18 protein-coding genes and 1 pseudogene are annotated in these 19371 nt (G+C 72.3%); 10 read left to right on the top strand and 9 right to left on the bottom strand.

The genetic code is table 11. The annotated features are described in order from the left end of the window. Nucleotides 1-114: 114 nt before the first annotated feature. The 3 genes from ACTVAJ_RS11215 to ACTVAJ_RS11205 all read right to left on the bottom strand — a co-directional run bounded on the left by ACTVAJ_RS11215 (nucleotide 115) and on the right by ACTVAJ_RS11205 (nucleotide 3914). Entirely contained in the window at nucleotides 115-915 is an 801-nt protein-coding gene (locus ACTVAJ_RS11215) for a cyclase family protein (RefSeq protein WP_470388043.1), read from the bottom strand. A 171-nt stretch (nucleotides 916-1086) separates the two neighbouring features. Next, nucleotides 1087-2208 carry an alpha/beta hydrolase gene (locus ACTVAJ_RS11210; RefSeq protein WP_470388042.1) on the bottom strand — a complete coding sequence of 374 codons (1122 nt, stop codon included), beginning with the start codon at nucleotides 2206-2208 and terminating at the stop codon, nucleotides 1087-1089. 92 nt (nucleotides 2209-2300) lie between these two features. Then, nucleotides 2301-3914: an MFS transporter gene (locus ACTVAJ_RS11205; protein ID WP_470388041.1), complete on the bottom strand. Its 1614-nt coding sequence runs from the start codon at nucleotides 3912-3914 to the stop codon at nucleotides 2301-2303. A gap of 385 nt (nucleotides 3915-4299) precedes the next feature. On the opposite strand from ACTVAJ_RS11205, the gene ACTVAJ_RS11200 reads away from it, so the two are divergent. The 4 genes from ACTVAJ_RS11200 to ACTVAJ_RS11185 are packed head-to-tail and all read left to right on the top strand — an operon-like array spanning nucleotide 4300 to nucleotide 8210. After that, on the top strand, nucleotides 4300-5331 hold the full coding sequence (locus ACTVAJ_RS11200) for an iron-siderophore ABC transporter substrate-binding protein (protein WP_470388040.1): 1032 nt from the start codon (nucleotides 4300-4302) through the stop codon (nucleotides 5329-5331). Between the two features lie 16 nt (nucleotides 5332-5347). Beyond that, nucleotides 5348-6367: a FecCD family ABC transporter permease gene (locus tag ACTVAJ_RS11195; protein ID WP_470388051.1), complete on the top strand. Its 1020-nt coding sequence runs from the start codon at nucleotides 5348-5350 to the stop codon at nucleotides 6365-6367. A 32-nt stretch (nucleotides 6368-6399) separates the two neighbouring features. Continuing rightward, a complete protein-coding gene (locus tag ACTVAJ_RS11190; RefSeq protein ID WP_470388050.1) occupies nucleotides 6400-7419 on the top strand; it encodes a FecCD family ABC transporter permease in 1020 nt (339 codons plus the stop codon). Further along, a complete protein-coding gene (locus ACTVAJ_RS11185; RefSeq protein ID WP_470388039.1) occupies nucleotides 7416-8210 on the top strand; it encodes an ABC transporter ATP-binding protein in 795 nt (264 codons plus the stop codon). Before ACTVAJ_RS11190 ends, ACTVAJ_RS11185 begins: the two co-directional genes overlap by 4 nt. 60 nt (nucleotides 8211-8270) lie before the next feature. Here ACTVAJ_RS11185 and ACTVAJ_RS11180 read toward each other — a convergent pair whose 3' ends face one another. Beyond that, nucleotides 8271-8759, bottom strand: coding sequence for a GbsR/MarR family transcriptional regulator (locus ACTVAJ_RS11180; protein ID WP_470388038.1), 489 nt, complete (start codon nucleotides 8757-8759; stop codon nucleotides 8271-8273). A 10-nt stretch (nucleotides 8760-8769) separates the two neighbouring features. After that, on the bottom strand, nucleotides 8770-9387 hold the full coding sequence (locus ACTVAJ_RS11175; protein WP_470388037.1) for a TetR/AcrR family transcriptional regulator: 618 nt from the start codon (nucleotides 9385-9387) through the stop codon (nucleotides 8770-8772). A gap of 85 nt (nucleotides 9388-9472) precedes the next feature. Between ACTVAJ_RS11175 and ACTVAJ_RS11170 the strand changes: the two genes are divergently transcribed. Both ACTVAJ_RS11170 and ACTVAJ_RS11165 read left to right on the top strand, forming a co-directional pair. Next, nucleotides 9473-9889 (top strand): VOC family protein, encoded by a 417-nt coding sequence (locus ACTVAJ_RS11170; protein WP_470388036.1) that lies wholly within the window; start codon nucleotides 9473-9475, stop codon nucleotides 9887-9889. A gap of 206 nt (nucleotides 9890-10095) precedes the next feature. After that, nucleotides 10096-10897: pseudogene (locus tag ACTVAJ_RS11165) on the top strand (Tn3 family transposase); the annotation flags it as partial. Nucleotides 10898-11161: 264 nt separating this feature from the next. Here the strand turns inward: ACTVAJ_RS11165 and ACTVAJ_RS11160 are convergent. Beyond that, entirely contained in the window at nucleotides 11162-11758 is a 597-nt protein-coding gene (locus ACTVAJ_RS11160) for a TetR/AcrR family transcriptional regulator (RefSeq protein WP_470388035.1), read from the bottom strand. Nucleotides 11759-11816: 58 nt separating this feature from the next. On the opposite strand from ACTVAJ_RS11160, the gene ACTVAJ_RS11155 reads away from it, so the two are divergent. The 4 genes from ACTVAJ_RS11155 (at nucleotide 11817) to ACTVAJ_RS11140 (ending at nucleotide 16210) form a co-directional block, all read left to right on the top strand. Then, the gene (locus ACTVAJ_RS11155) at nucleotides 11817-13184 is read left to right on the top strand and encodes a flavin monoamine oxidase family protein (RefSeq protein WP_470388034.1); all 1368 of its coding nucleotides are present in this window, start codon (nucleotides 11817-11819) and stop codon (nucleotides 13182-13184) included. Nucleotides 13185-13212: 28 nt separating this feature from the next. Further along, nucleotides 13213-14922: an aldehyde dehydrogenase family protein gene (locus tag ACTVAJ_RS11150; RefSeq protein WP_470388033.1), complete on the top strand. Its 1710-nt coding sequence runs from the start codon at nucleotides 13213-13215 to the stop codon at nucleotides 14920-14922. Nucleotides 14923-15059: 137 nt separating this feature from the next. Continuing rightward, a complete protein-coding gene (locus ACTVAJ_RS11145; protein ID WP_470388032.1) occupies nucleotides 15060-15485 on the top strand; it encodes an HD domain-containing protein in 426 nt (141 codons plus the stop codon). Between the two features lie 110 nt (nucleotides 15486-15595). Further along, the gene (locus ACTVAJ_RS11140) at nucleotides 15596-16210 is read left to right on the top strand and encodes a TetR/AcrR family transcriptional regulator (RefSeq protein WP_470388031.1); all 615 of its coding nucleotides are present in this window, start codon (nucleotides 15596-15598) and stop codon (nucleotides 16208-16210) included. 151 nt (nucleotides 16211-16361) lie between these two features. On the opposite strand, the gene ACTVAJ_RS11135 is transcribed toward ACTVAJ_RS11140, so the two are convergent. From ACTVAJ_RS11135 to ACTVAJ_RS11125, 3 genes are read right to left on the bottom strand one after another with little or no spacing between them, the layout of a single operon-like run. Continuing rightward, nucleotides 16362-17573: an acyl-CoA dehydrogenase family protein gene (locus ACTVAJ_RS11135; RefSeq protein WP_470388030.1), complete on the bottom strand. Its 1212-nt coding sequence runs from the start codon at nucleotides 17571-17573 to the stop codon at nucleotides 16362-16364. Next, nucleotides 17573-18592, bottom strand: coding sequence for a phosphotransferase family protein (locus ACTVAJ_RS11130; RefSeq protein WP_470388029.1), 1020 nt, complete (start codon nucleotides 18590-18592; stop codon nucleotides 17573-17575). Before ACTVAJ_RS11130 ends, ACTVAJ_RS11135 begins: the two co-directional genes overlap by 1 nt. Continuing rightward, nucleotides 18589-19371, bottom strand: coding sequence for an SDR family oxidoreductase (locus ACTVAJ_RS11125; protein ID WP_470388028.1), 783 nt, complete (start codon nucleotides 19369-19371; stop codon nucleotides 18589-18591). The genes ACTVAJ_RS11130 and ACTVAJ_RS11125 overlap by 4 nt, the downstream gene beginning before the upstream one ends.

Genomic DNA, 19371 nt, shown 5'->3' with positions numbered 1-19371 from the left:
CGCGTGAGGATGTGGGTCAGGTGATCATCACGCGGGAGACGGTGATCGACAACGTGAACCCCACCATCGTCCCCAGGCGCCCGGACGGGCGGTCCGGGCGCCGCTCGGCCTGAGTCACCAGAGCGCGAGGACCCGGCAGGGGCCGCCCGAGGCGTCCTCGCCCGGGAACACGCCCACCACGATCGTCGCGCCGCTCGGCGGCAGCTGGTCCAGCCCGCGCAGGCACTCCAACCCCCATCGGTCGGCCCGCCCGACCACCTCGTGGGCCGGGTACTCGGTCGAGTTCCCCGGGTCGGTGCTCAGGGTGTCTACCCCGACCCCGGCGACGCCGCGCCGCGACACGAGGAACTCGCACGCCTCCGCGCCGAACCCGGGGAAGTGCCAGGTCCCGTCCTCGCCCACGCCCCGTACGGCCTCGTCGCCCCGGGGCCACCGGCTGTCCCAGCCGGAGTTCATCAGCACCGCCGCCCCGGACGGGACCGGCCCGTGGACCCGTTCGAAGGCCAGCACGTCGTCCACCGTCACCACCGTGTCGGGGTCCTCGGCCGCCCGGTCCCGGACGTCGATGACGACCGCGGGGACGACCAGTTCGTGCGGGAGGATCTCCGGGACGGTCCTGCCGCCGCCGATCACGTGTCCCGGCGCGTCCAGGTGGGTGCCGGTGTGCTCGGTGAGCGTCCACCGCTGCAGCCAGAAGCCGAACTCGCCCTCCGCCGGGGCCGGTCCGGTCGGCTCCCGGTGCGGCTTCTCGACGTCGAACGTGGGCATCGTCGGCGAGACCACGTGGCTCAGGTCGGCGACCCGTCGGTGTCCGCCCGGCCGGGAGCGGGGGGCTGCCGCGGGCGTCGGCGGCCCGTCCGCCGCCGCCTCCCCGGTCCGCGAGCGGACGGTCTCACCGGTTCCGTGCAGGCACATGTCTTCCCCCGTCTGTCCCGGCCACCGGCCCCGTGCCGGGTCGGCCCGGCCTCCACCCTGGCACAACGCGCCCGTACGACGCGCCCGTACGACGGGGCCGTACGACGGGGCCGGGGCCGACCCCCGTGAGGGGATCGGCCCCGGCCGAATCCGGTCCTGTCGGTCCGGTCACTAGCCGATGGACTCGGTCAGCCACTCGTCCATGTCCTCGAAGACGACCTCGGCGTTGCGCTCCAGGCCCATGTAGTGACCCGCGTCCGGCACGATCAGGGTGCGCACGTCGGGCGAACCGCCGTACAGGTCGGCCTGCAGCTGGATGTCCTGGATGCGGGCGTCCTGCTCACCGAAGACGATCTGCACCGGGACGTCGATCTCGTCCATGCGCATCAGGTCGACGTAGATGGCCGAGGTGATGGTGGACATGTCGTTGCACGGGTGCGCGTTCTGGAGCGGGGTGACGGCCTCCAGCATCTCCGGGGTGGCGTCGGCGAAGTTGCCGGTCAGGAACTCCTCGGTGCCGTTGTCGTAGTAGTTGTAGCCTTCGGGCAGCTCGGGGCGGGGATCGTCGAGCGCGGGGCTCATCCGCTGGAGGCACCCGCCGGTCGCGGCGATGAAGCGCTCGTCGGCCTCGGGGGTGAAGCCGAGGTCGCCCCAGCCGTGCACGGACAGCCCGTCCACGTTGCCGAACGAGATCGCGGCGATGTTGACGATCAGGCCGCCGTTGGACTGGCCGGCCAGGACGACCTTGTCGAACTCGGGGATGCCGCGGCCGGGGATCGCGCCGCGGTCGGCCGAGCGGTCGAGCTCGTAGTCGCCGTCGCGGAGCTGTTCGACGATCTGGTTGGTGATGTCGGCCTGGGCGCCGATACAGGTGTCGTAGCCGTTCGGGATCCCGCTCCCGTCGTAGCCGACCCGGTCGATGCTGACGGAGATGTGACCGCGCTCGGCCATCTCCTCGACGTGGTTGTAGCCCTCCATGTCCATGTTCCAGTACCACTCGCCACCGGCGATGCCGTGCTGGTACATGGTCACGGTGTGCTCGGTGGGACGGCCGCGGAAGGCGTCGGCGGGCGCGGTCAGGTGCCCGGCCACCTCGTAGGTCTCGCCGTCGGTGTTGCACTGCACGGCCGACCGGTTGACGTTCTCCACCTCGAAGGTGACGGGGAGCTGGATGACGTCCCCGCGGCCCTGGGCCGAGGCGTCCGGCTCGGCGACCGCCGAGCCCGCGGCGGGCACCACGACCAGCCCGAGAGCGGTCGTGGACGCGAAGATCGCCTTGTTGATCCGTCGCATGTTGGCCTTCCTCTTCCTAGTGAGAACTACGTGGTCCCGGAAGGGACTGGGGGTTGGCGTTGGTACGGGGCGGGCGCGGGGCCCGCGGGTGCTCAGCGGGCGTCCCCGGCCGGTTCGGAGCGCGGGGCGCCGGCGTCGTGGGTCTCGGTCTCCCCGGCGGTCTCGGCACCGTCGTCGGAGGGCTCGGGGCCGCGCAGCAGGGCGATGATCACGGGCACGCCCGCCAGGCAGACCGCGGCCAGGATCCAGAGCACGAACTGGAAGGCGTCGGTGTAGGCGGTGGCCAGGACACCGAACACCTCGGTCTCGTCGCCGGTGACCCTGGCCGCCGCTCCGGTGAGGTCGCCCTGGGCGACCCGGTTGGCCAGGGCGCCGATGTCGAGGCTGTCGTCGGAGGTCGCGTCGGGCAGCCGCTCGGTCAGGTTGCCCTGGGTCAGGCTGACGAGGAAGGCGCCCATACCCGCGACCGCGACGGCCTCGCTGGCCAGTCGCATGGTGTTGAACATCCCGGCCGCCATGCCGGCGCGGGCGGGTTCGACGGAGCTGACCGCGGCGCCGTCGATGATGCCGAAGGACACGCCGACGCCGCAGCCGATCACCACGAGCGGTCCGACCAGACCGAGCAGCGTGGTCTCGGGGCTGAGGGTGGTGAGCCAGGCCGCGCCGAGCCCGATGAGGAGCATGCTCAGCCCGAGCAGCCAGCCGACGGGCACGTACCGCAGCATCTGGCCCGCGAACAGCGGCAACCCCATGACCGGGACGGTCAGCAGCATCATCGTCAGACCGGAACCCTGCGGGGACATCCCGTTGACGCCGATGAAGTAGGAGGGCAGGAAGACCAGCAGGCACACGAAGCCGAAGGCGAGCAGGACCGGGACCAGGCACACCGCGATGAAGCGGGGCCTGGCGAGGAGGGACAGCTCGAACATCGGGCGCCGCTGCACCCGCTCGGCCACGACGAACGCGACCATGAGCGCCGCGGCGAGGGCGAAGCCGCCGAGCACCACCGGGTCGCCCCACCCGCGCTGGGGTCCCTCCACCACGCTGAGCGTCAGCAGGAACAGGCTGCTGGTGAAGGTGGTCGCACCCCACCAGTCCACGCGGGTGGCGTCGGGGTCGCGGGACTCGGGGAGCCTGGCCACGCCCACCAGGACGGCGATGGCGACGATCGCCTGGGCGACGAACACCCCGCGCCAGCCGAACGCGCCGACCAGGAGGCCGGCGGTCGAGGGACCGAGTGCCAGGCCCATGCCGAACGAGGCGCCGAGCATGCTGAAGGCGCGGGCCCGGGCGGCGGGGTCGGTGAACACCTGGGCCAGCAGGGCGGATCCGGCGGTCATCACCGCGGCGGCGCCGACACCGGCGGCACCGCGCAGGAGGTCGAGGACGACGATGTTGCTGATCAGTCCGCTGACCAGGGAGGACAGTGCGAAGAGGGAGAGGCCGAGCGTGAACATCAGGCGGCGGCCGAACAGGTCGGCCAGACCGCCGCTGGCCAGCATGAAGCTGGCGAACATCACGTTGTAGGCGTGCACGACCCATTGCAGCGGAGCGAGGTCCGCTCCCAGGTCGGTGCCGATGGAGGGGAGGGCGACCGACGATCCGGTGAGAGCCGCGGGCAGGAGCGCCGCGGCGACGCACACCAGGACCAGCGGCAGCCAGGACCGACCGATTCCCGTCGCCTGTGCGGTAGGGGGTCCGGACACGATGACGACTCCTTGTGGGGTTCCACGGGCAGGGATAACTGATATCGATCACTCGGAAGCATTCTGACTATAATCAGATATCTGATACTCCCGCAATCGCACGGGGCCCGATGGCGGCCAAGTGTGAGCCTTGACACGTTCCGGCGGGTCGCTGAGCGTGGTCGGCGGCCGTCCCGGCGGGGGTCGGGGTGGCGCTGAGGTGGGGGTTGGCGGGCCCGCGCGTTTCAGATTTTTTGAAATGGCGGAGAAGTGAGGTTAGACTAACCTTGGTTATCGCCGGGATCGTCCTGTTCTGTCTGCCGCGGCACCCCTGGGTTCCCTCACCCCCCGTGGCCTCCCGGGCACGAGGTGACCTCCTCCCCGTCACGAAGAAAGCAGCGTCAGCATGCACTCCACCCTCCGCCGTCTGGGCGGTATCGGAACGACCGCCCTCCTGGCCCTGGGCCTGGCCGCCTGTGGCGCCGAACCGGCGGCCCGGGACGAAGACGGCTCCGCCTCGGGGGACGGCGCCTTCCCCGTCACCATCGAGCACGCCCTCGGCTCGGCCGAGATCACCGGGGCGCCCGAGCGCGTGGTCACCCTCGGCCAGGGGTCTGCCGAGACCGCCATCGCCCTCGGCGTGACCCCCGTCGGTGTCGAGGGCTACGAGTGGGGCAGTGACGGGACCGGCTACCTGCCGTGGATCCACGAGGCCGTCACCGAGGCGGGCGACGAGCTGCCCACCCAGTTCACCGGGGCCGACGACATCGACTTCGAGGCCGTCATCGAGCTGGAGCCCGACGTCATCCTCGCCCCCTGGTCCGGGATCACCCAGGAGCAGTACGACATCCTCACCGACATCGCGCCCACGGTCGCCTACGCCGAGGAGGCGTGGAACGCGGAGTGGGACGAGCAGATCGAGGTCATCGGCACCGCCCTGGGCCGGCCCGAGGAGGCCGCCGGGCTGATCGAGGACATCGAGGGACGGTTCGCCGCGGTCGCCGAGGAACACCCCGAGTTCGAGGACCTCGTCTTCTCCTACGTCTACACCGACGGCCCCGGCACGCTCGGTGTGCTCATGCCCACCGAGCAGCGCGTGGCCATGGTCAGCAACATGGGGCTGACCGTCGACCCGGTCGTGGAGACCTTCCCCGAGACCGAGGGCACCGACTCGGCGCTCATCGGTCTGGAGAACGCCGACCAGCTCAGCGACAGCGACCTGATCTTCACCTTCTACACCGACGCCGAGACCCGCGCCGAGATCGAGGGGCAGGAGCTCTACGCGGCGATCCCCGCCATCGAGCGCGGCTCCGTGGTCGCCAGTGACGACACCTCCCTCGTCACCGCGTCCTCGATCATCAACCCCCTCACCGTCCCCTGGGTCATCGACCGCTACGTGCCCCTGATCCAGGAGGCCGCCCAGAGCGTCGACGGCTGACCCGCCCGGCGCACCGATCGTGAACACGCTCTCGGCACCGCCCCGCAGGGGGACCGCCCGCACCACCGTCGCCCTCGGCGCGGGTGCGGCGGCCCTGGCCGGGGCGGTCGTCCTCAGCCTCGTCCTCGGCGGGCGACCCACACCGCCCGCCGAGCTGTGGGCGGTCCTGAACGGCGAGGCGGACGACTTCACCGCCGCCGTGGTGGCCAACCGCGTTCCGCGCACCGTCGTGGGGGCGCTGGTCGGGGCCGCGCTGGCCCTGGCGGGCACCCTCATGCAGGGCGTCACCCGCAACCCGCTCGCCGATCCCGGCCTGCTCGGCGTCAACGCCGGTGCCGCGGCCGCCGTCGTCACCGCCACCGCCCTGTTCGGGTCCGTCTCGACCACCGGGGCCCTCTGGTGGGCGCTGCCCGGCGCGCTCCTGGCCGGGCTGACCGCCCACGCCGTGGGCAGCCGGGGCGGTGGCGGCGGGACGGCCCGGCTCCTCCTGGCCGGGGCGGTCGTCTCGGCCGTCCTGAACGCCTACGTCCAGGCGGTCTCGCTGAGCATGCCCGAGGTGTTCGACACCTACCGCTACTGGGTCGTGGGATCCCTGGCCGGACGGGACCTCGACGTCGCCCTGACGGTGCTCCCCGTCATCGCCGCGGCGACGGTCGTGGCCCTGCTCTCCGCCGGGGGGCTCAACGCCCTCGCCCTGGGAGAGGAGGCCGCCGTGTCCACCGGGGCCAACACCGTTGTGGTACGCGCCTGCGCCCTCGTCGCGGCCACCGTGCTCGCCGCCGCGGCGACCGCGGCCGTGGGCCCGATCGCGTTCGTGGGGCTGGCCGTACCGCACATCGTCCGCGGCCTGGTCGGCGTGGACTTCCGCCTCCAGGTGCCCTTCGCCCTGCTGGTCGGCCCCACCCTGCTGCTGCTCTCCGACGTCGTGGCCCGCACGGCCGCGCGGCCGATCGAGCTCATGGTCGGCGTGGTCACCGCGTTCGTCGGCGCCCCCGTGCTGCTGTACGTGGTGCGCCGGATGCGGGGGACGACGTGAGCCGGGCGGCGGGACGCCGCGCCGCGGGTCCCGTGCTGGGGGTCGGGCGCGTGATCGCCCTGCCGCTCCACCCCCGCGCCCTGCGGTGGGCGGTGCTGTACGTCCTCCTCCTGGCCGCGGTCGCCGCGCTCACGCTCACGCTCGGGCGCCTGGGCATCCCGCTCACCAGGGTGCCCGCGGTCGTCGCGGGGGCGGGAGAGGGCACCGAGACCTTCGTGCTGGAGCGGCTGCGCGGACCGCGGCTGGCCGTGGCCCTGGGCACCGGCGCCGCCCTGGGCGTCGCGGGCGCCCTGTTCCAGTCCGTCACCCGCAACCCGTTGGGCAGCCCCGACGTGATCGGGCTGGGCGCCGGGGCCGGGGCCGGAGCGGCCGTCGCGGCGCTGCTGCTGCCCGGTACCGTCCCCGTGCCCGTGGGCGCCCTGGCCGGATCGGCGCTGGCCATGGCGGCCGTGGCCCTGGCCACCGGCAGCGGGCTGCGCCACCCCGGCCGCCTCATCGTCGCGGGTGTGGGCGTGGCCGCCATGGCGCACGCCTTCACCCAGTACGTCGTCGCCGTCCTGGCCAGGGACCAGGCCTCCGTCCTGCACGCCTACCTCTACGGGAGCCTCGGGGCCCGGTCCTGGGACCACGCCGCCACCATCTGGCTGGTACTGGCCCTGGCCGTTCCGTTCGCGGTGGCCCTGGCCGGTCCGGTCACGGTCAACGAGATGGGCGACGAACTGGCCGAGTCCCTCGGCGCCCGGGCCGGAGGCACCCGCGCGGCGGCGATCACGCTGTCGGTGGTGCTGTCGGCCGCCGCGGTCAGCGTGGCGGGGCCGATCTCCTTCGTGTCCCTGACCGCACCGCAGATCGCGCGCCGGACCACAGGGGTCCCCGGCCCGAACCTGGCGGTGTCCGCGCTGGTCGGCGCGCTCCTGCTGGCCACGGCGGACCTGGTCGTGCAGCAGGCCCCGGCGGCGGACGGCCTGCCGGTCGGCATCCTGACCATGGCGCTGGGCGGCGTGTACCTCGGATATCTGTTGGTTCGTGAGTGGCGAAAGGGAGTCGTGTGAGCCAGGTCAACGATCCGGTGCTGGTCGCGGAGGGCCTCACCCTGGGGTACGGGGCCGACCCCGTCGTGCGCGACCTCGACCTGGAGGTGGCGGAGGGTGAGTTCACCGTCGTCGTGGGCCCCAACGGCTGCGGTAAGTCCACCCTGCTCAAGGCGCTGGGCCGGGTGAACCGGCCGGTGTCGGGCCGGGTGCTCCTGCACGGTCGCGACATCCGCGCCCAGCGCGCCAAGGCGGTCGCCCGACGTCTGGCGCTGCTGCCGCAGAGCCCCCTGGCGCCGGAGGGCATCACCGTCCGGGCCCTGGCCGCACGCGGACGCTTCCCGCACCACACCCTGCTGCGGCAGTGGAGCCCGCGCGACGAGGAGGCGGTCGACGGGGCGCTGGAGCTCACCGGCATGACCGACCTGGCCGGGGCCCACGTGGGGTCGCTGTCGGGCGGGCAGCGCCAGCGCGCCTGGGTGGCGATGGTCCTGGCCCAGGACACCGGTGTGCTGCTGCTGGACGAGCCGACCACCTACCTGGACATCGCGCACCAGTACGAACTGCTGGAGCTCTTCGCCGACCTGCACCGGAGGGGCCGCACCGTCGTGGCGGTCCTGCACGACCTGGCGCAGGCGGCCCGGTTCGCCACGCGGCTGGTGATGATGTCCGGCGGCCGGGTGGTGGCGGACGGCGCTCCGGAGGACGTGGTCACCGCGCCGCTGGTGCGGGAGGTCTTCGGCCTGCCCTGCGACGTGGTGCCGGACCCGCGGACGAGGACGCCGCTGGTCATCCCGCACGAGCGGTCCTGAGGGGTGCCGCGGTTCGGGCCGGTGCGGGTGGCGGACCCGACCCGCCCGCCCCGGCCGGGTTCAGCGGCCCCGTCGCGCCTTGTACTCCTCCCAGTGGGCCAGGAGGGTGTCGTGGTAGTCGTCGAGCCAGGTCATGTAGTCGTACATGTTGCGCAGGCGGTTGCGGGACGGGGCGCTCAGCCCGGGGAGCCGGTCGAGCGCGGACCCGGCCAGGTCGCGCTGCTGGCGCAGGTAGCCGCGCTCGTTGCGCAGGAACCCGCCCCACACGTCCTCGTCCATGGTGATCAGCCGCGAACGCCCGTCGGGCGCCTCGGTCAGGGTGACGAAGCCCAGGTCCGCCAGGCGGCGTACCGACTGTGAGACCGAACCGCGGCTGACCTGGGCGCCCTCGACGACCTCCTCGGCGGTGACCGCCTCGCGGTCGGCGACCAGGAGGTAGCCCACGATGCGCCCCTCGGCGCGGGGGCGTCCCTGCGACTGCCAGTACTCGGAGAAGCGCCGGACGAAGTCGGCCCTGAACTCCTGCTCCTCCCGTTCGCTCTCCGACATGCCGGCCAGCCTACCGTTCGCCGGGCGCGGCCGCCGCCGGGTCGGCCCGCAGTGAGTCCAGCATCCCCGACAGGACGGTCCACACGTCCTCCAGGTCGTGGTCGGTTCCGGACGAGGCCAGCCACAGGGCCGCCTCGTTCATCGCACCGGAGAGCAGGTGGGCGGTCGGGGCGATCGGCCGCGGACGCAGCAGGCCCGCGTCGGCCAGCTCGGTGAGCGCCTCGGCCAGGTGACGGGCGGACCCGGCCTCGTCCATGGCGCGCCAGGTGTCCCATCCCAGGAGCGCGGGGCCGTCCACGAGCATGATCCGCTGCACCCGGGGGTCCGTACTGGCGGTGAGGAATGCCCGGCACCCCGCGGTGAGTCGGCGCCAGGGATCGTCGTGGGCCTCGGCGGCCTCCGCCACCGCCGCGGCGACCTCCGCCTGGACCCTGTCCAGGACCGCGCGGAACAGGTCGGCCTTGCCGTCGAACTGGTGGTAGAGGGCGCCCTTGGTCACCGACGCCGCCGCCACGATCTGGGCCAGGCCCACCTCGGCGTATCCGTGTTCGGCGAACAGTCGGCGGGCGTGCCCGAGCAGTGCCCGCCGGGTCCGTTCGCGTTGGCGGGCACGGGCGGTCGCGGCCATCGGTTCCCCTCCCCGCTATTGACATACCTTTGGTACGCCAATAGCGTACCTTCACATACCGAGAGTATGTGAAAAGGGGTCGATCATGCGCCTGACCAGCTTCTATCCGGTGATCTGCACGTCCCGGATCGAGGAGACGCGTGCCTTCTACACGGAACTGTTCGACTTCGAGGTGACCTTCGCCGCCGACTGGTACGTGAGCCTGCGCCGCCCCGGCCCGCCCGCCCACGAGCTCGCCCTCCTGGACCACACCCACCCCACGCTGCCCGAGGCCCACCGAGCCCCCGTGCGCGGCCTGCTGCTCAACCTGGAGGTGGAGGACGTGGACGCGGAGTGGGAGCGGTTGGTCGAGCGGGGCGGTCTCACGCCGGAACTGTCCCTGCGCAGTGAGGAGTTCGGTCAGCGGCACTTCATCGTGGCCGATCCCGGCGGCGTCCTCGTCGACGTCATCACCCCGATCGAACCCTCGGCCGCGTTCGCCGACCGGTACACGGGCGGCTGAGGGGCGCGGACCAAGTACGCCGGAAAGCGGTAATGGGCTGATCAACGGCTCTGATCGCGTCCGCGTTGGCGGGGTCTGCTCATGGTCGGTTGCGATTCGGTGAAGTGCAGGGAACACCCCGGTTGACTGTCGCTGCCGTATGCGGCGTTCGCGATGGTGCTCGTACCGAAGTGCCACCAGAAGATGGCGCGCATTCCCTCTTGGAAGGAGATCCCGCCGAGGTGGTCGACCATGTGCGGCGCTGCCTGGACCTGGACGCGGCCACCGCGCTGGAGACCGGGTACGCCGACAACACCGACCTGTCCATCGACGACGGGGTGCCCAGGCTGCGCTCGCGGCGCGGTTCGGCCGCCCCGCAGGCGGTGGAGAGGCCGACCGCGGCGATCGAGGCGCCTCTGCCGGAAAGGTCCCTGTTGAAGATCGTGGCGCGCACCGCCTACTGGCTGGGCTGGCACCACTGCTTCGGCCCCGCTTCGGGGGCCGACCCCAAGATCCGCGACACGTTGGGCCGGTATGCGCTGGCGGTGTTCACCGGCGGCATCGACATCGGCCCGACCGAGGCCGCCCGCCACATCGCCGGGATCACCGCGAGGGAGCTGTCGATCGTGCGCAACCGCCACATCGACATCGCCAAGTTCAACGCCGCGATCGCGGTGGTGGTCAACGCCTTCACCGACCTGGACGTGTTCCGCGCGTGGGGTGACGGGACCTCTGTGGCCGCCGACGGCGCGCAGGTGGCCACCTACGTCGACAACCTGCTGGCCGAGACCTCGATCCGCTACGGCGGGGTGGGCGGGATCGCCTACCACCACGTCTCCGACACCTACGTCGCGTTGTTCTCCCGGTTCATCCCGTTCGGGGTGTGGGGGAGGTCCACCTGATCGAGGGGCTGCTGGAGAACACCTCCGAAGCACGGACGAGCTGCGGGGCCGCAACGTCATCGACTTCAAGCTGATCGAGCGGCACTGGCGCGACCTGATGCAGGTCGCCGTCTCCATTTTTGAAGGATCCGCACGGCCCGGCCGCGCCGCCCACTACGACCGGCGCCGCGAGGCCGGAGACCGCCACGCCAGTGCCTTGCGCAACCTCTTCAACCGGTTCCTGGGTTGCCGGTTCCACTGCCTCCAGCACGGCGTCCCCTGCGACGAGAACACCGCCTTCCCGAACCCACGCGAACCCGAGCTGCGGGCCGTGGCTTGACACCTTGCACCCATCGGATGTCTTTCCGGCTTATCTTGTCCGCTCCCTGGGCCGAGGCGGTCACTGCGACCGTCATCCGCCGTCGGTCACCACCCCGGTGATGAGATCACGGACAAGGGCCGTCGCCTGAGCGCGGGCCTGGTCAGGCTCGGCGGCTTCGGCGATCGTGACGGACAGATCGGTGAGCGCGCCGTAGAACGCCCTGGCGACCAGGTCGGCGGGGTGCGGCCGTAGGCGGCCGGCGTCGAGGGCGGCGTTCACGATGTCGAGGACCAGGCCGCCGAGATGGCGCTGATCCAGTTCGCGCCACCGCTGCCAGCCCAGCGCGATCGGCCCTTGCTGGAGCACGATGTGCCGATAGGGGTGTTCGGCGCAGACGTCGAGGAACTCGGCGACCGCGCGGTAGGCGCGCTCGCGCGGATCGGACACGGGGGCGATCGCCGTCCGGATGCGCTCGGTGGCCTGCCGTTCCAGCTCTTCGAAGGCAGCCTCGAAGAGTCCGGGCTTGCCGTTGAAGTGGTGGTAGAGCGCACCGCGGGTCAGCCCGGCCGCGTGTACCAGCTCCTGCGCGGAGACGCTCGCGTAGTCCCGGTCGGCGAAGAGACGCAGCCCCGTGTCGAGCAGGACACGGCGGGTGTTCTCCGCATATTTCTCTCGCAGCGTTTCCATGCATCATGGATATCACATACACTCTGCATGTCAGATGCATTCCGTATGAACGGTGGGTGTGGTGGAGAAGTCAGTGGACGCCGTGATCATCGGAGCCGGAGTGGCGGGCCTGGTGGCAGCCCGCGACCTCGCGCGGGACGGCGCGGACGTACTGGTCCTGGAGGCACGCGACCGCGTCGGCGGCCGACTCCTCAACGGAGAGCTGCCCGGCGGCACCCCCATCGAGGTGGGCGGCCAGTGGGTCGGCCCGACCCAGCACCACGCCATGGAGCTGATCAGGGAACTGGGCCTGCGCACCTACCCCACCTACGGCGAGGGCGAGCACATCGCCGAGATCGGCACCACCCGCTGCCAGTACACCGGGCGGATCCCCAAACTGAACCCGATGGTGCTGGCCGACATCGGACAGGCCCAATACCGCCTGGACCGACTCGCACGCCAGGTCGCCGCGGCCGACCCCTGGAAGGCGCCCCGAGCCGAGGAGCTGGACCGCCAGACGTTCGACACCTGGCTGCGCCGGAACGCCCACACCGCGGGAGGCCGGGACTTCTTCCGGCTCATCGTCGAAGCGGTCTTCTCCGCCGAACCCGAGGACATGTCCGCGCTCTGGACCACCTTCTACATCGGTGCCGCGGGTGGCCTCGACCCGCTGATCAACGTCGCCGGAGGGGCCCAGCAGGACCGTGTGGTCGGCGGAACCCAGCGCATCGCGCTGGATCTGGCCGAGCAGCTCGGCGACCGGGTCGTCCTCGACGCACCCGTCACCGACATCGACTGGCGGCCCTCAGCGGTCTCGGGCGTGCGCGTCACCACGCGCAGCGGCCTGACCGTTCGCGCCCAGCGGGCCGTGGTCGCCGTGCCGCCGCCGCTCGCCGCCCGCATCCGCTTCACCCCGGGCCTTCCGGGCGACCGAGACCAGCTCGTCCAGCGCATGCCGATGGGCCGGGTCATCAAGGTCAACGTCGCCTACTCCGAGCCGTTCTGGCGCCACGCGGGCCTCAGCGGCCAGGCCAACAGCACCCACCGCCCCTTCGGCACCGTCCTGGACAACACCCCCCACGGGGGCTCGCCCGGCGTGCTCGTCGGCTTCCTCGAAGGCCGCCACGCCGACACCGGTTCACGCATGGACGCCCACGAGCGCCGCGCCCAGGTGATCAACGACCTCGTCGGCTACTTCGGCCCCCGCGCCCGCGACCCCATCGCCTACATCGAACGTGACTGGGCGGAGGAGGAGTACAGCCGCGGATGCTACGGCGCGTTCGCCGTGCCCGCTACCCTCACCCGTTTCGGTCCGGCCCTGCGCGGGCCGGTCGGTCCCGTGCACTGGGCCGGCACCGAGACCGCCACCAGGTGGGCGGGCTACATCGACGGCGCCGCCGAATCCGGCCACCGCGTCGCCGACGAGATCCTCCCCGAGCTCTCCTGACCCGGCCACACGTGAGCGAGGCCCCACGATGAACACCACACCCGTCCCCGCCATCGACGCCCTCGTCGAGCGGCTCGCCCGCGGCGAACGCGCCTGGGCCCGTAGGTCCCTGTCCGAACGGCGCGCGCTGCTCCTCGACATGGCGGCCGCCACCGCGAACGCGGCCGACGAGTGGGTCCGTGCCGCGGCCGGGACCAAGCAACTGAACCCTGCCTCTCCCCTGGTCGGCGAGGAATGGCTGAGCGGCCCCTACGCGGTGCTCACCTACCTCCAGGCGCTACAGGAGACCCTGCGCCGCCTGGTCGAGGGAACCGACATCCTGGCCGACACCCGGATCAGCAGAGCCCCTGGCGGCCGACTCGCCATCCAGGTCCTTCCCTACGACACCTACGACCGGCTGCTCCTCAACGGCTTCCACGCGAAGGTCTGGACCATCCCCGGCATCACCGAGGAGGAGTTGCGGTCCACGGTCGGCCTCGCCCAGAGAACACCGCACCGGACCAGGGGCGTGGCCCTGGTCCTGGGCGCCGGCAACGTCTTCTCCATCCCGCCCCTGGACGTGCTCTACCAGTTGTACGCCGAGAACCGCACCGCAGTCCTCAAGCTGAACCCCACCACGGACCCGCTGGCCGACGTCTACCGGGCGATCTTCCGACCGTTCACCGACCGAGGTCTGGTCGAGATCGTCACCGGCGGGCCCGAAACGGGCGCGGCCCTCGCGCATCACCCGGGGATCACCGCCGCGCACATGACCGGGAGCGAAGCCACCCACGACGCCGTGGTCTGGGGGGCCGGCGAGGAGGCGAACGCCGCCAAGGCGTCGGGTACACCCAAGCTGGCCAAGCCCATGACCAGCGAACTCGGTGGCGTCTGCCCGATCATCGTCCTGCCAGGACAGTGGTCCCAGCAGGACCTGCGCTACCAGGCCGAGCACGTCGCCACCATGCGCCTGCACAACAGCGGCAGCAACTGCGTCGCCGGCCAAATCCTCATCCTCAGCTCCGACTGGCCGCAGAAGAACGCGTTCCTCACCGCGCTCCGCCGGGCCCTGGCCACCGCACCACAACGCCAGGCCTGGTACCCCGGCTGCGAAGCCCGCGTCCAGGACGCACGCAGCCTCCACCCCGACGCGGAGAAGCCCGGCGGTACCCCGGAACGCACCCTCATCACCGGACTGGACCTCGCGGACCCGAACGAGTCCGCCTTCTCCACCGAGTACTTCGCGCCGGTCCTCGGCGTCGCCCAACTACCCGGCACCGGAACCCGGTTCCTCGACGCCGCGATCGCCGCTGCCAACGACCGGCTCCACGGCACCCTCGGAGCCAATCTCATCGCCCACCCCGACACCATCAAAGCCGTCGGCCACCGCCTCCCCGGCGCGATCGCCGACCTGCGCTACGGCACCATCGCCGTCAACGCCTGGACCGGCGTCGGCTACGCCACCCCGCGTGCCACCTGGGGCGCCTTCCCCGGACACACCTTGGAGGACGTGCAAAGCGGTATCGGCGTGGTCCACAACGCCCTGCTGCTGGACCACACTGAGCGCACCGTGGTGACCGGCCCCTTCCGGCCCGCACCACGATCCGTCCTGCACGGCTTTATGTCCTTGTCACCGAAGCCGCCGTGGTTCGTCACCAACACCACTGCCGCCCGCACCGGTCGGCTCCTCACCGAGTTCGCCGCACACCCCCGATGGCAGTCACTGCCCGCGATCCTCGCCTGCGCCCTCCGCGGCTGACGCCGCGGCCGCGCTGTGAACCCGGTCACCGCGGCGCAGGGTGAGTACTCGTTGCGGACCCGCGCCCCCGAGGCCGAGCGGCGACCACCGGGAGGGACAATGGCACCCGCGGAGCCGTTGACGGAGGAGGACGGGACATGCGGTTGGCCGAGGCCTCATACCTGGCGGAACGGGCGCACGCGGGCCAGACCGACAAGGCCGGGCGGCCCTACGTCGAGCACGTGTTCGCCGTGCGCGACCTGCTCGCGGAGCACGGGGAGCACGCCCAGATGGCCGGGGTCCTGCACGACGTGCTGGAGGACACCCCGCTGACCGCCGACGACCTGCGCGGGCACGGCGTCCCCGAGGAGGTCGTGCGCGCCGTGGAGGCGGTGACGCGCGGGCCGGGGGAGTCCTACGACGACCTCGTGCGCCGGGCGGCCGCCGACCCCCTGGGGCGGCTCGTCAAACTGGCCGACAACGCCCACAACTCCGACGAGGACCGCCTGGCCGCGCTCCCGCCCGGCCGGGCCCGGCGCCTGCGCGCCAAGTACGCCCGGGCCCGGGAGCTCCTGCGCGGCTGAGCCCCGCGGCGGGCGTGCGTCGGTGCGCACGGCAGGTACCATCCGGTCGGTATGCTGTCCTGATCGGTTGCGGTTCGCCCCCGGGACGGGGGCGCGAGGTGAGGCTGGACATGGCGCGAGTACAGCGAACGGTCGGAACGGACCCCGGACGCGGGGCCGTGCCCGAGCGCCTGCTCGGGGCGGCGACGCGGTTGTTCGCCGAACGGGGTTTCGAGGGGACGTCGGTCCAGGAGATCGTCACCGCCGCCGGGGTCACCAAGGGCGCGATGTACCACTACTTCGGCTCCAAGGACGACCTGCTCTACGAGGTCTACGCGCGCGTGCTGCGGATGCAGACCGAGCACCTGCTCAGGATCGCCGCCAAGGACGCCCCGGTCGCCGAGCGCGTGCGCGAGGCGGCGGCCGACGTCATCGTCACCAGTGTCGCCAACCTCGACGACACGGTGATCTTCTTCCGCTCCATGCACCAGTTGGACCAGGACAAGCAGCGGACCGTGCGCGCCGAGCGGCGCCGCTACCACGAGCACTTCCGCGACCTCGTCCAGCAGGGGCAGCGCGAGGGCGTCTTCCGCGACGACGTGCCCGCCGACCTGGTCGTCGACTACTTCTTCGGCTCGGTGCACCACCTGGGCACCTGGTACCGCAAGGAGGGCACCCTGTCCGGGGAGGACGTCGGCCGGTACTTCGCCGACATGCTCATCAGCGGCCTGCGGCCGGTGGGGTAGGGAGTACCGCGCCGGAGGCGTCGGTTGAGGGCGCCCGCCCCACCGCGGAGCAGCCCCCGGGCGGTGGCGGGTGACGGGCGGGGCCGCGCACCCGGACGCCCGGGTGCGCGGCCCCGTCGGGAACGGAGCGCGCGGGCGCGCCCCGCACCCGTCAGCGGTACCGGGCCAGTTCGGCGCGGGCCAGCGACCGCAGGTGCACCTCGTCGGGGCCGTCCGCGAACCGCAGTGAGCGGGCGCCCGCCATCCATCCGGCCAACGGCAGGTCCTGGCTGACGCCCGCCGCTCCGTGCGCCTGGATGGCGCGGTCCAGGACCCACTCCACCGTGCGCGGCGTGGCGATCTTGATCGCCTGGATCTCCGTGTGGGCGCCCCGGTTGCCGACCGTGTCCATCAGGTAGGCGGTCTTGAGTACCAGCAGCCGCAGCTGCTCGATGCGCACCCGCGACTCGGCGATCCACTCGCGCACCACGCCCTGGTCGGCCAGGGGGCGTCCGAACGCCACCCGGTCCAGCACCCGGCGGCAGGTCAGCTCCAGTGCCCGCTCGGCCATGCCGATCAGGCGCATGCAGTGGTGGATGCGCCCGGGCCCCAGGCGGGCCTGGGCGATGGCGAACCCCTCGCCCTCCCCGCCGATGAGGTGGTCGGCGGGCACCCGCACGTCCTCGAACACGACCTCGGCGTGGCCGCCGTGGTCGCCGTCGTCGTAGCCGTACACGCTCATCCCCCGCCGGACGGTCACCCCGGGGGTGTCGCGCGGCACGAGCACCATGCTCTGCTGCCGGTGGCGCTCGGCGTCCGGGTCGGTCTTGCCCATGACGATGAGAACCGCGCAGTCCGGGTTGAGCGCCCCGGTGATGTACCACTTGCGGCCGTTGACGACGTAGGAGTCGCCGTCGCGGGTGATGGTGGTGGCGATGTTGGTGGCGTCGGAGGAGGCCACGTCCGGCTCGGTCATCGCGAAGGCCGAGCGGATCCGCGCCTCCAGCAGCGGCTCCAGCCAGCGCCGCTTCTGTTCCTCGGTGCCGAACATCGCCAGCACCTCCATGTTCCCGGTGTCGGGGGCGGCGCAGTTGAGCGCGGCGGGCGCCAGCCTGGGACTGCGGCCGGTGATCTCCGCCAGCGGCGCGTAGGTGAGGTTGGGCACGCCCCCGTGCTCGGGGTGCCCCGCCAGGAAGAGGTTCCACAGCCCCTCCTCGCGCGCCTTCTCCTGGAGGTCCCGGACCACCGGTGCGGTCGACCACGGGTCGTCGCGCTCGGCGAGCTGGGCCTCCAGCACGGCCTCGGCGGGGTAGACGTGCTCGTCCATGAAGGCGAGCAGCCGCGCACGCAGCTCCTCGGTCTCCTCGTCGAAGGTGAAGTCCATCAGTCCTCCTTCAGAGTGGCGTGGGCGCGCTCGACCAGCGGCGCCACCATCGCACCGATCCGCTCGAAGCCCGCCCCGACGGTGAGTCCCCGGCTGTGCCGCAGGTGGATGCCCTCGGCGATCACCGCGAGCTTGAAGCAGCCGAAGGCCACGTACCAGGCGAGCCGGGACACGTCGCGGCCGGTGGCCGCCGTGTACAGCTCCACCAGCTCCGCCGAGGTCGGAAAGCCCTCGGCGGAGGTCGCGGGCGCGGAGTCGCCGCCCACGTCGGTCGCCTGCTCCCGGTAGACGAGCATGAGCCCCAGGTCCACGAGAGGGTCGCCGAGGGTGGCCATCTCCCAGTCCAGGACGGCCGTGAGCCTTCCGTCGGGGGTGACCAGGACGTTGTCGAGCCGGTAGTCGCCGTGCACGATCGCGGGGGCCGACTGCTCGGGGACCGTCCCGGCGAGCCGGTCGCGCAGCTCGTCGATCCCGGGGATGTCCCGGCTGCGTGAGGCGTCCAGCTGCTTGCCCCACCGGCGCACCTGGCGCTCCAGGAAGCCCTCGGGCCGGCCGAAGTCCCCCAGCCCGACCTCCTCGGGCACCACCGCGTGCAGCGCGCCCAGCGTCCCGATCAGGGACTCGGCCACGGCGCGGGTCCCCTCGGGGCCCAGCACCGCGATCTCGTCGCGGGTGCGGAAGGGGGTGCCCGCCACGTGCTCCATGACGTAGAAGGACGCCCCGAGCACGTCGGGGTCCTCGCACAGGGCGTGGGTGCGCGGTACCGGGACGGCGGTGTCGCGCAGCGCGGTCATCACCCGGTACTCGCGCGCCATGTCGTGCGCGGTGGCCAGAACGTGCCCGAGCGGCGGTCGGCGCACCACCCAGCTGCCCGCGCCGTCGGTGACGACGTAGGTGAGATTGGACTTGCCGCCCGTGATGACGCGGCCCTCCAGCGGGCCCGAGGCCAGCCCTGGTACGGCGCGGTCCAGGTAGGCGCGCAGCCGCTCCGGGTCCAGCCCCGGAAGTTCCTCGGTCATGCCTCTCCCTCTCCGGTGAACACCTTCGACCTCAGGTGCCGCATCGCCGACAGCCAACCGTCGGTGTCGGCCGCCCGGGCCGCGTAGTAGCGGGCGACCTCCGGGTGCGGGAGGATGAGGAAGCGTCCGTCCGCGAGCCCCGCCATGACCGTGTCGGCGGCCTCCTCGGGGGTGATCGCGTCGCCCTCCATCAGGGCCTTGCCGGTGTCCCCGCTGGCCTCCAGCATCGCGGTGCGCACCCCCATCGGGCACACGCACTGCACGGTGACGCCGCGGTCCCCGTAGGTCGCCGACATCCACTCGCCGAAGGCCAGGGCGGCGTGCTTGGTCACCGAGTAGGGTGCGCTGCTGAGCATGGTCAGCAGGCCGGCGGCCGAGACGGTGGACACGAACCTGCCGTGGCCGCGCTCCAGCCAGCCCGGCAGCAGTTCGCGCGCGGCGCGTACGTGCGCCATCACGTTGACCTGCCAGGACAGTTCCCAGTCCGACTCCGGGGACTCGGGTCCGAACCCGGTGCCCACACCGGCGTTGGCGACGTAGAGGTCGATCGCGCCCAGGTGGGCACCCGCCTCGGCGATCAGGGAGGTGACGCCCTCCTCGCCCGCGGCGTCGCCGGGCACGGCGACCCCGCCGATCTCGGCGGCCACGGCCTCGGCCGCGGCGGCGTCCAGGTCGTTGACGACCACGCGCGCCCCGGCCGCGGCCAGGCGCCGCGCGAGCGCCGCGCCGATCCCGTTGCCCGCGCCCGTGACGACCGTCCCGCGTCCGCTCAGCTCCAT

It is taken from the genome of Nocardiopsis sp. KDC1DS13DA1, from assembly GCF_055632325.1.
The sequence above is the reverse complement of the archived record's forward strand: the minus strand, read 5'-3'. Positions and strand labels throughout refer to the sequence as shown.

What these genes read in the sequence shown, in the direction of transcription:
- ACTVAJ_RS11200 (WP_470388040.1), top strand. Translation starts at nt 4,300, where the DNA reads ATGCACTCCACCCTCCGCCGTCTGGGCGGTATCGGAACGACCGCCCTC.
- ACTVAJ_RS11130 (WP_470388029.1), bottom strand. Translation starts at nt 18,592, where the DNA reads ATGACCGAGGAACTTCCGGGGCTGGACCCGGAGCGGCTGCGCGCCTAC.
- ACTVAJ_RS11215 (WP_470388043.1), bottom strand. Translation starts at nt 915, where the DNA reads ATGTGCCTGCACGGAACCGGTGAGACCGTCCGCTCGCGGACCGGGGAG.
- ACTVAJ_RS11175 (WP_470388037.1), bottom strand. Translation starts at nt 9,387, where the DNA reads ATGGCCGCGACCGCCCGTGCCCGCCAACGCGAACGGACCCGGCGGGCA.
- ACTVAJ_RS11210 (WP_470388042.1), bottom strand. Translation starts at nt 2,208, where the DNA reads ATGCGACGGATCAACAAGGCGATCTTCGCGTCCACGACCGCTCTCGGG.
- ACTVAJ_RS11150 (WP_470388033.1), top strand. Translation starts at nt 13,213, where the DNA reads ATGAACACCACACCCGTCCCCGCCATCGACGCCCTCGTCGAGCGGCTC.
- ACTVAJ_RS11180 (WP_470388038.1), bottom strand. Translation starts at nt 8,759, where the DNA reads ATGTCGGAGAGCGAACGGGAGGAGCAGGAGTTCAGGGCCGACTTCGTC.
- ACTVAJ_RS11145 (WP_470388032.1), top strand. Translation starts at nt 15,060, where the DNA reads ATGCGGTTGGCCGAGGCCTCATACCTGGCGGAACGGGCGCACGCGGGC.
- ACTVAJ_RS11135 (WP_470388030.1), bottom strand. Translation starts at nt 17,573, where the DNA reads ATGGACTTCACCTTCGACGAGGAGACCGAGGAGCTGCGTGCGCGGCTG.
- ACTVAJ_RS11170 (WP_470388036.1), top strand. Translation starts at nt 9,473, where the DNA reads ATGCGCCTGACCAGCTTCTATCCGGTGATCTGCACGTCCCGGATCGAG.
- ACTVAJ_RS11125 (WP_470388028.1), bottom strand. Translation starts at nt 19,371, where the DNA reads ATGGAGCTGAGCGGACGCGGGACGGTCGTCACGGGCGCGGGCAACGGG.
- ACTVAJ_RS11160 (WP_470388035.1), bottom strand. Translation starts at nt 11,758, where the DNA reads ATGGAAACGCTGCGAGAGAAATATGCGGAGAACACCCGCCGTGTCCTG.
- ACTVAJ_RS11140 (WP_470388031.1), top strand. Translation starts at nt 15,596, where the DNA reads ATGGCGCGAGTACAGCGAACGGTCGGAACGGACCCCGGACGCGGGGCC.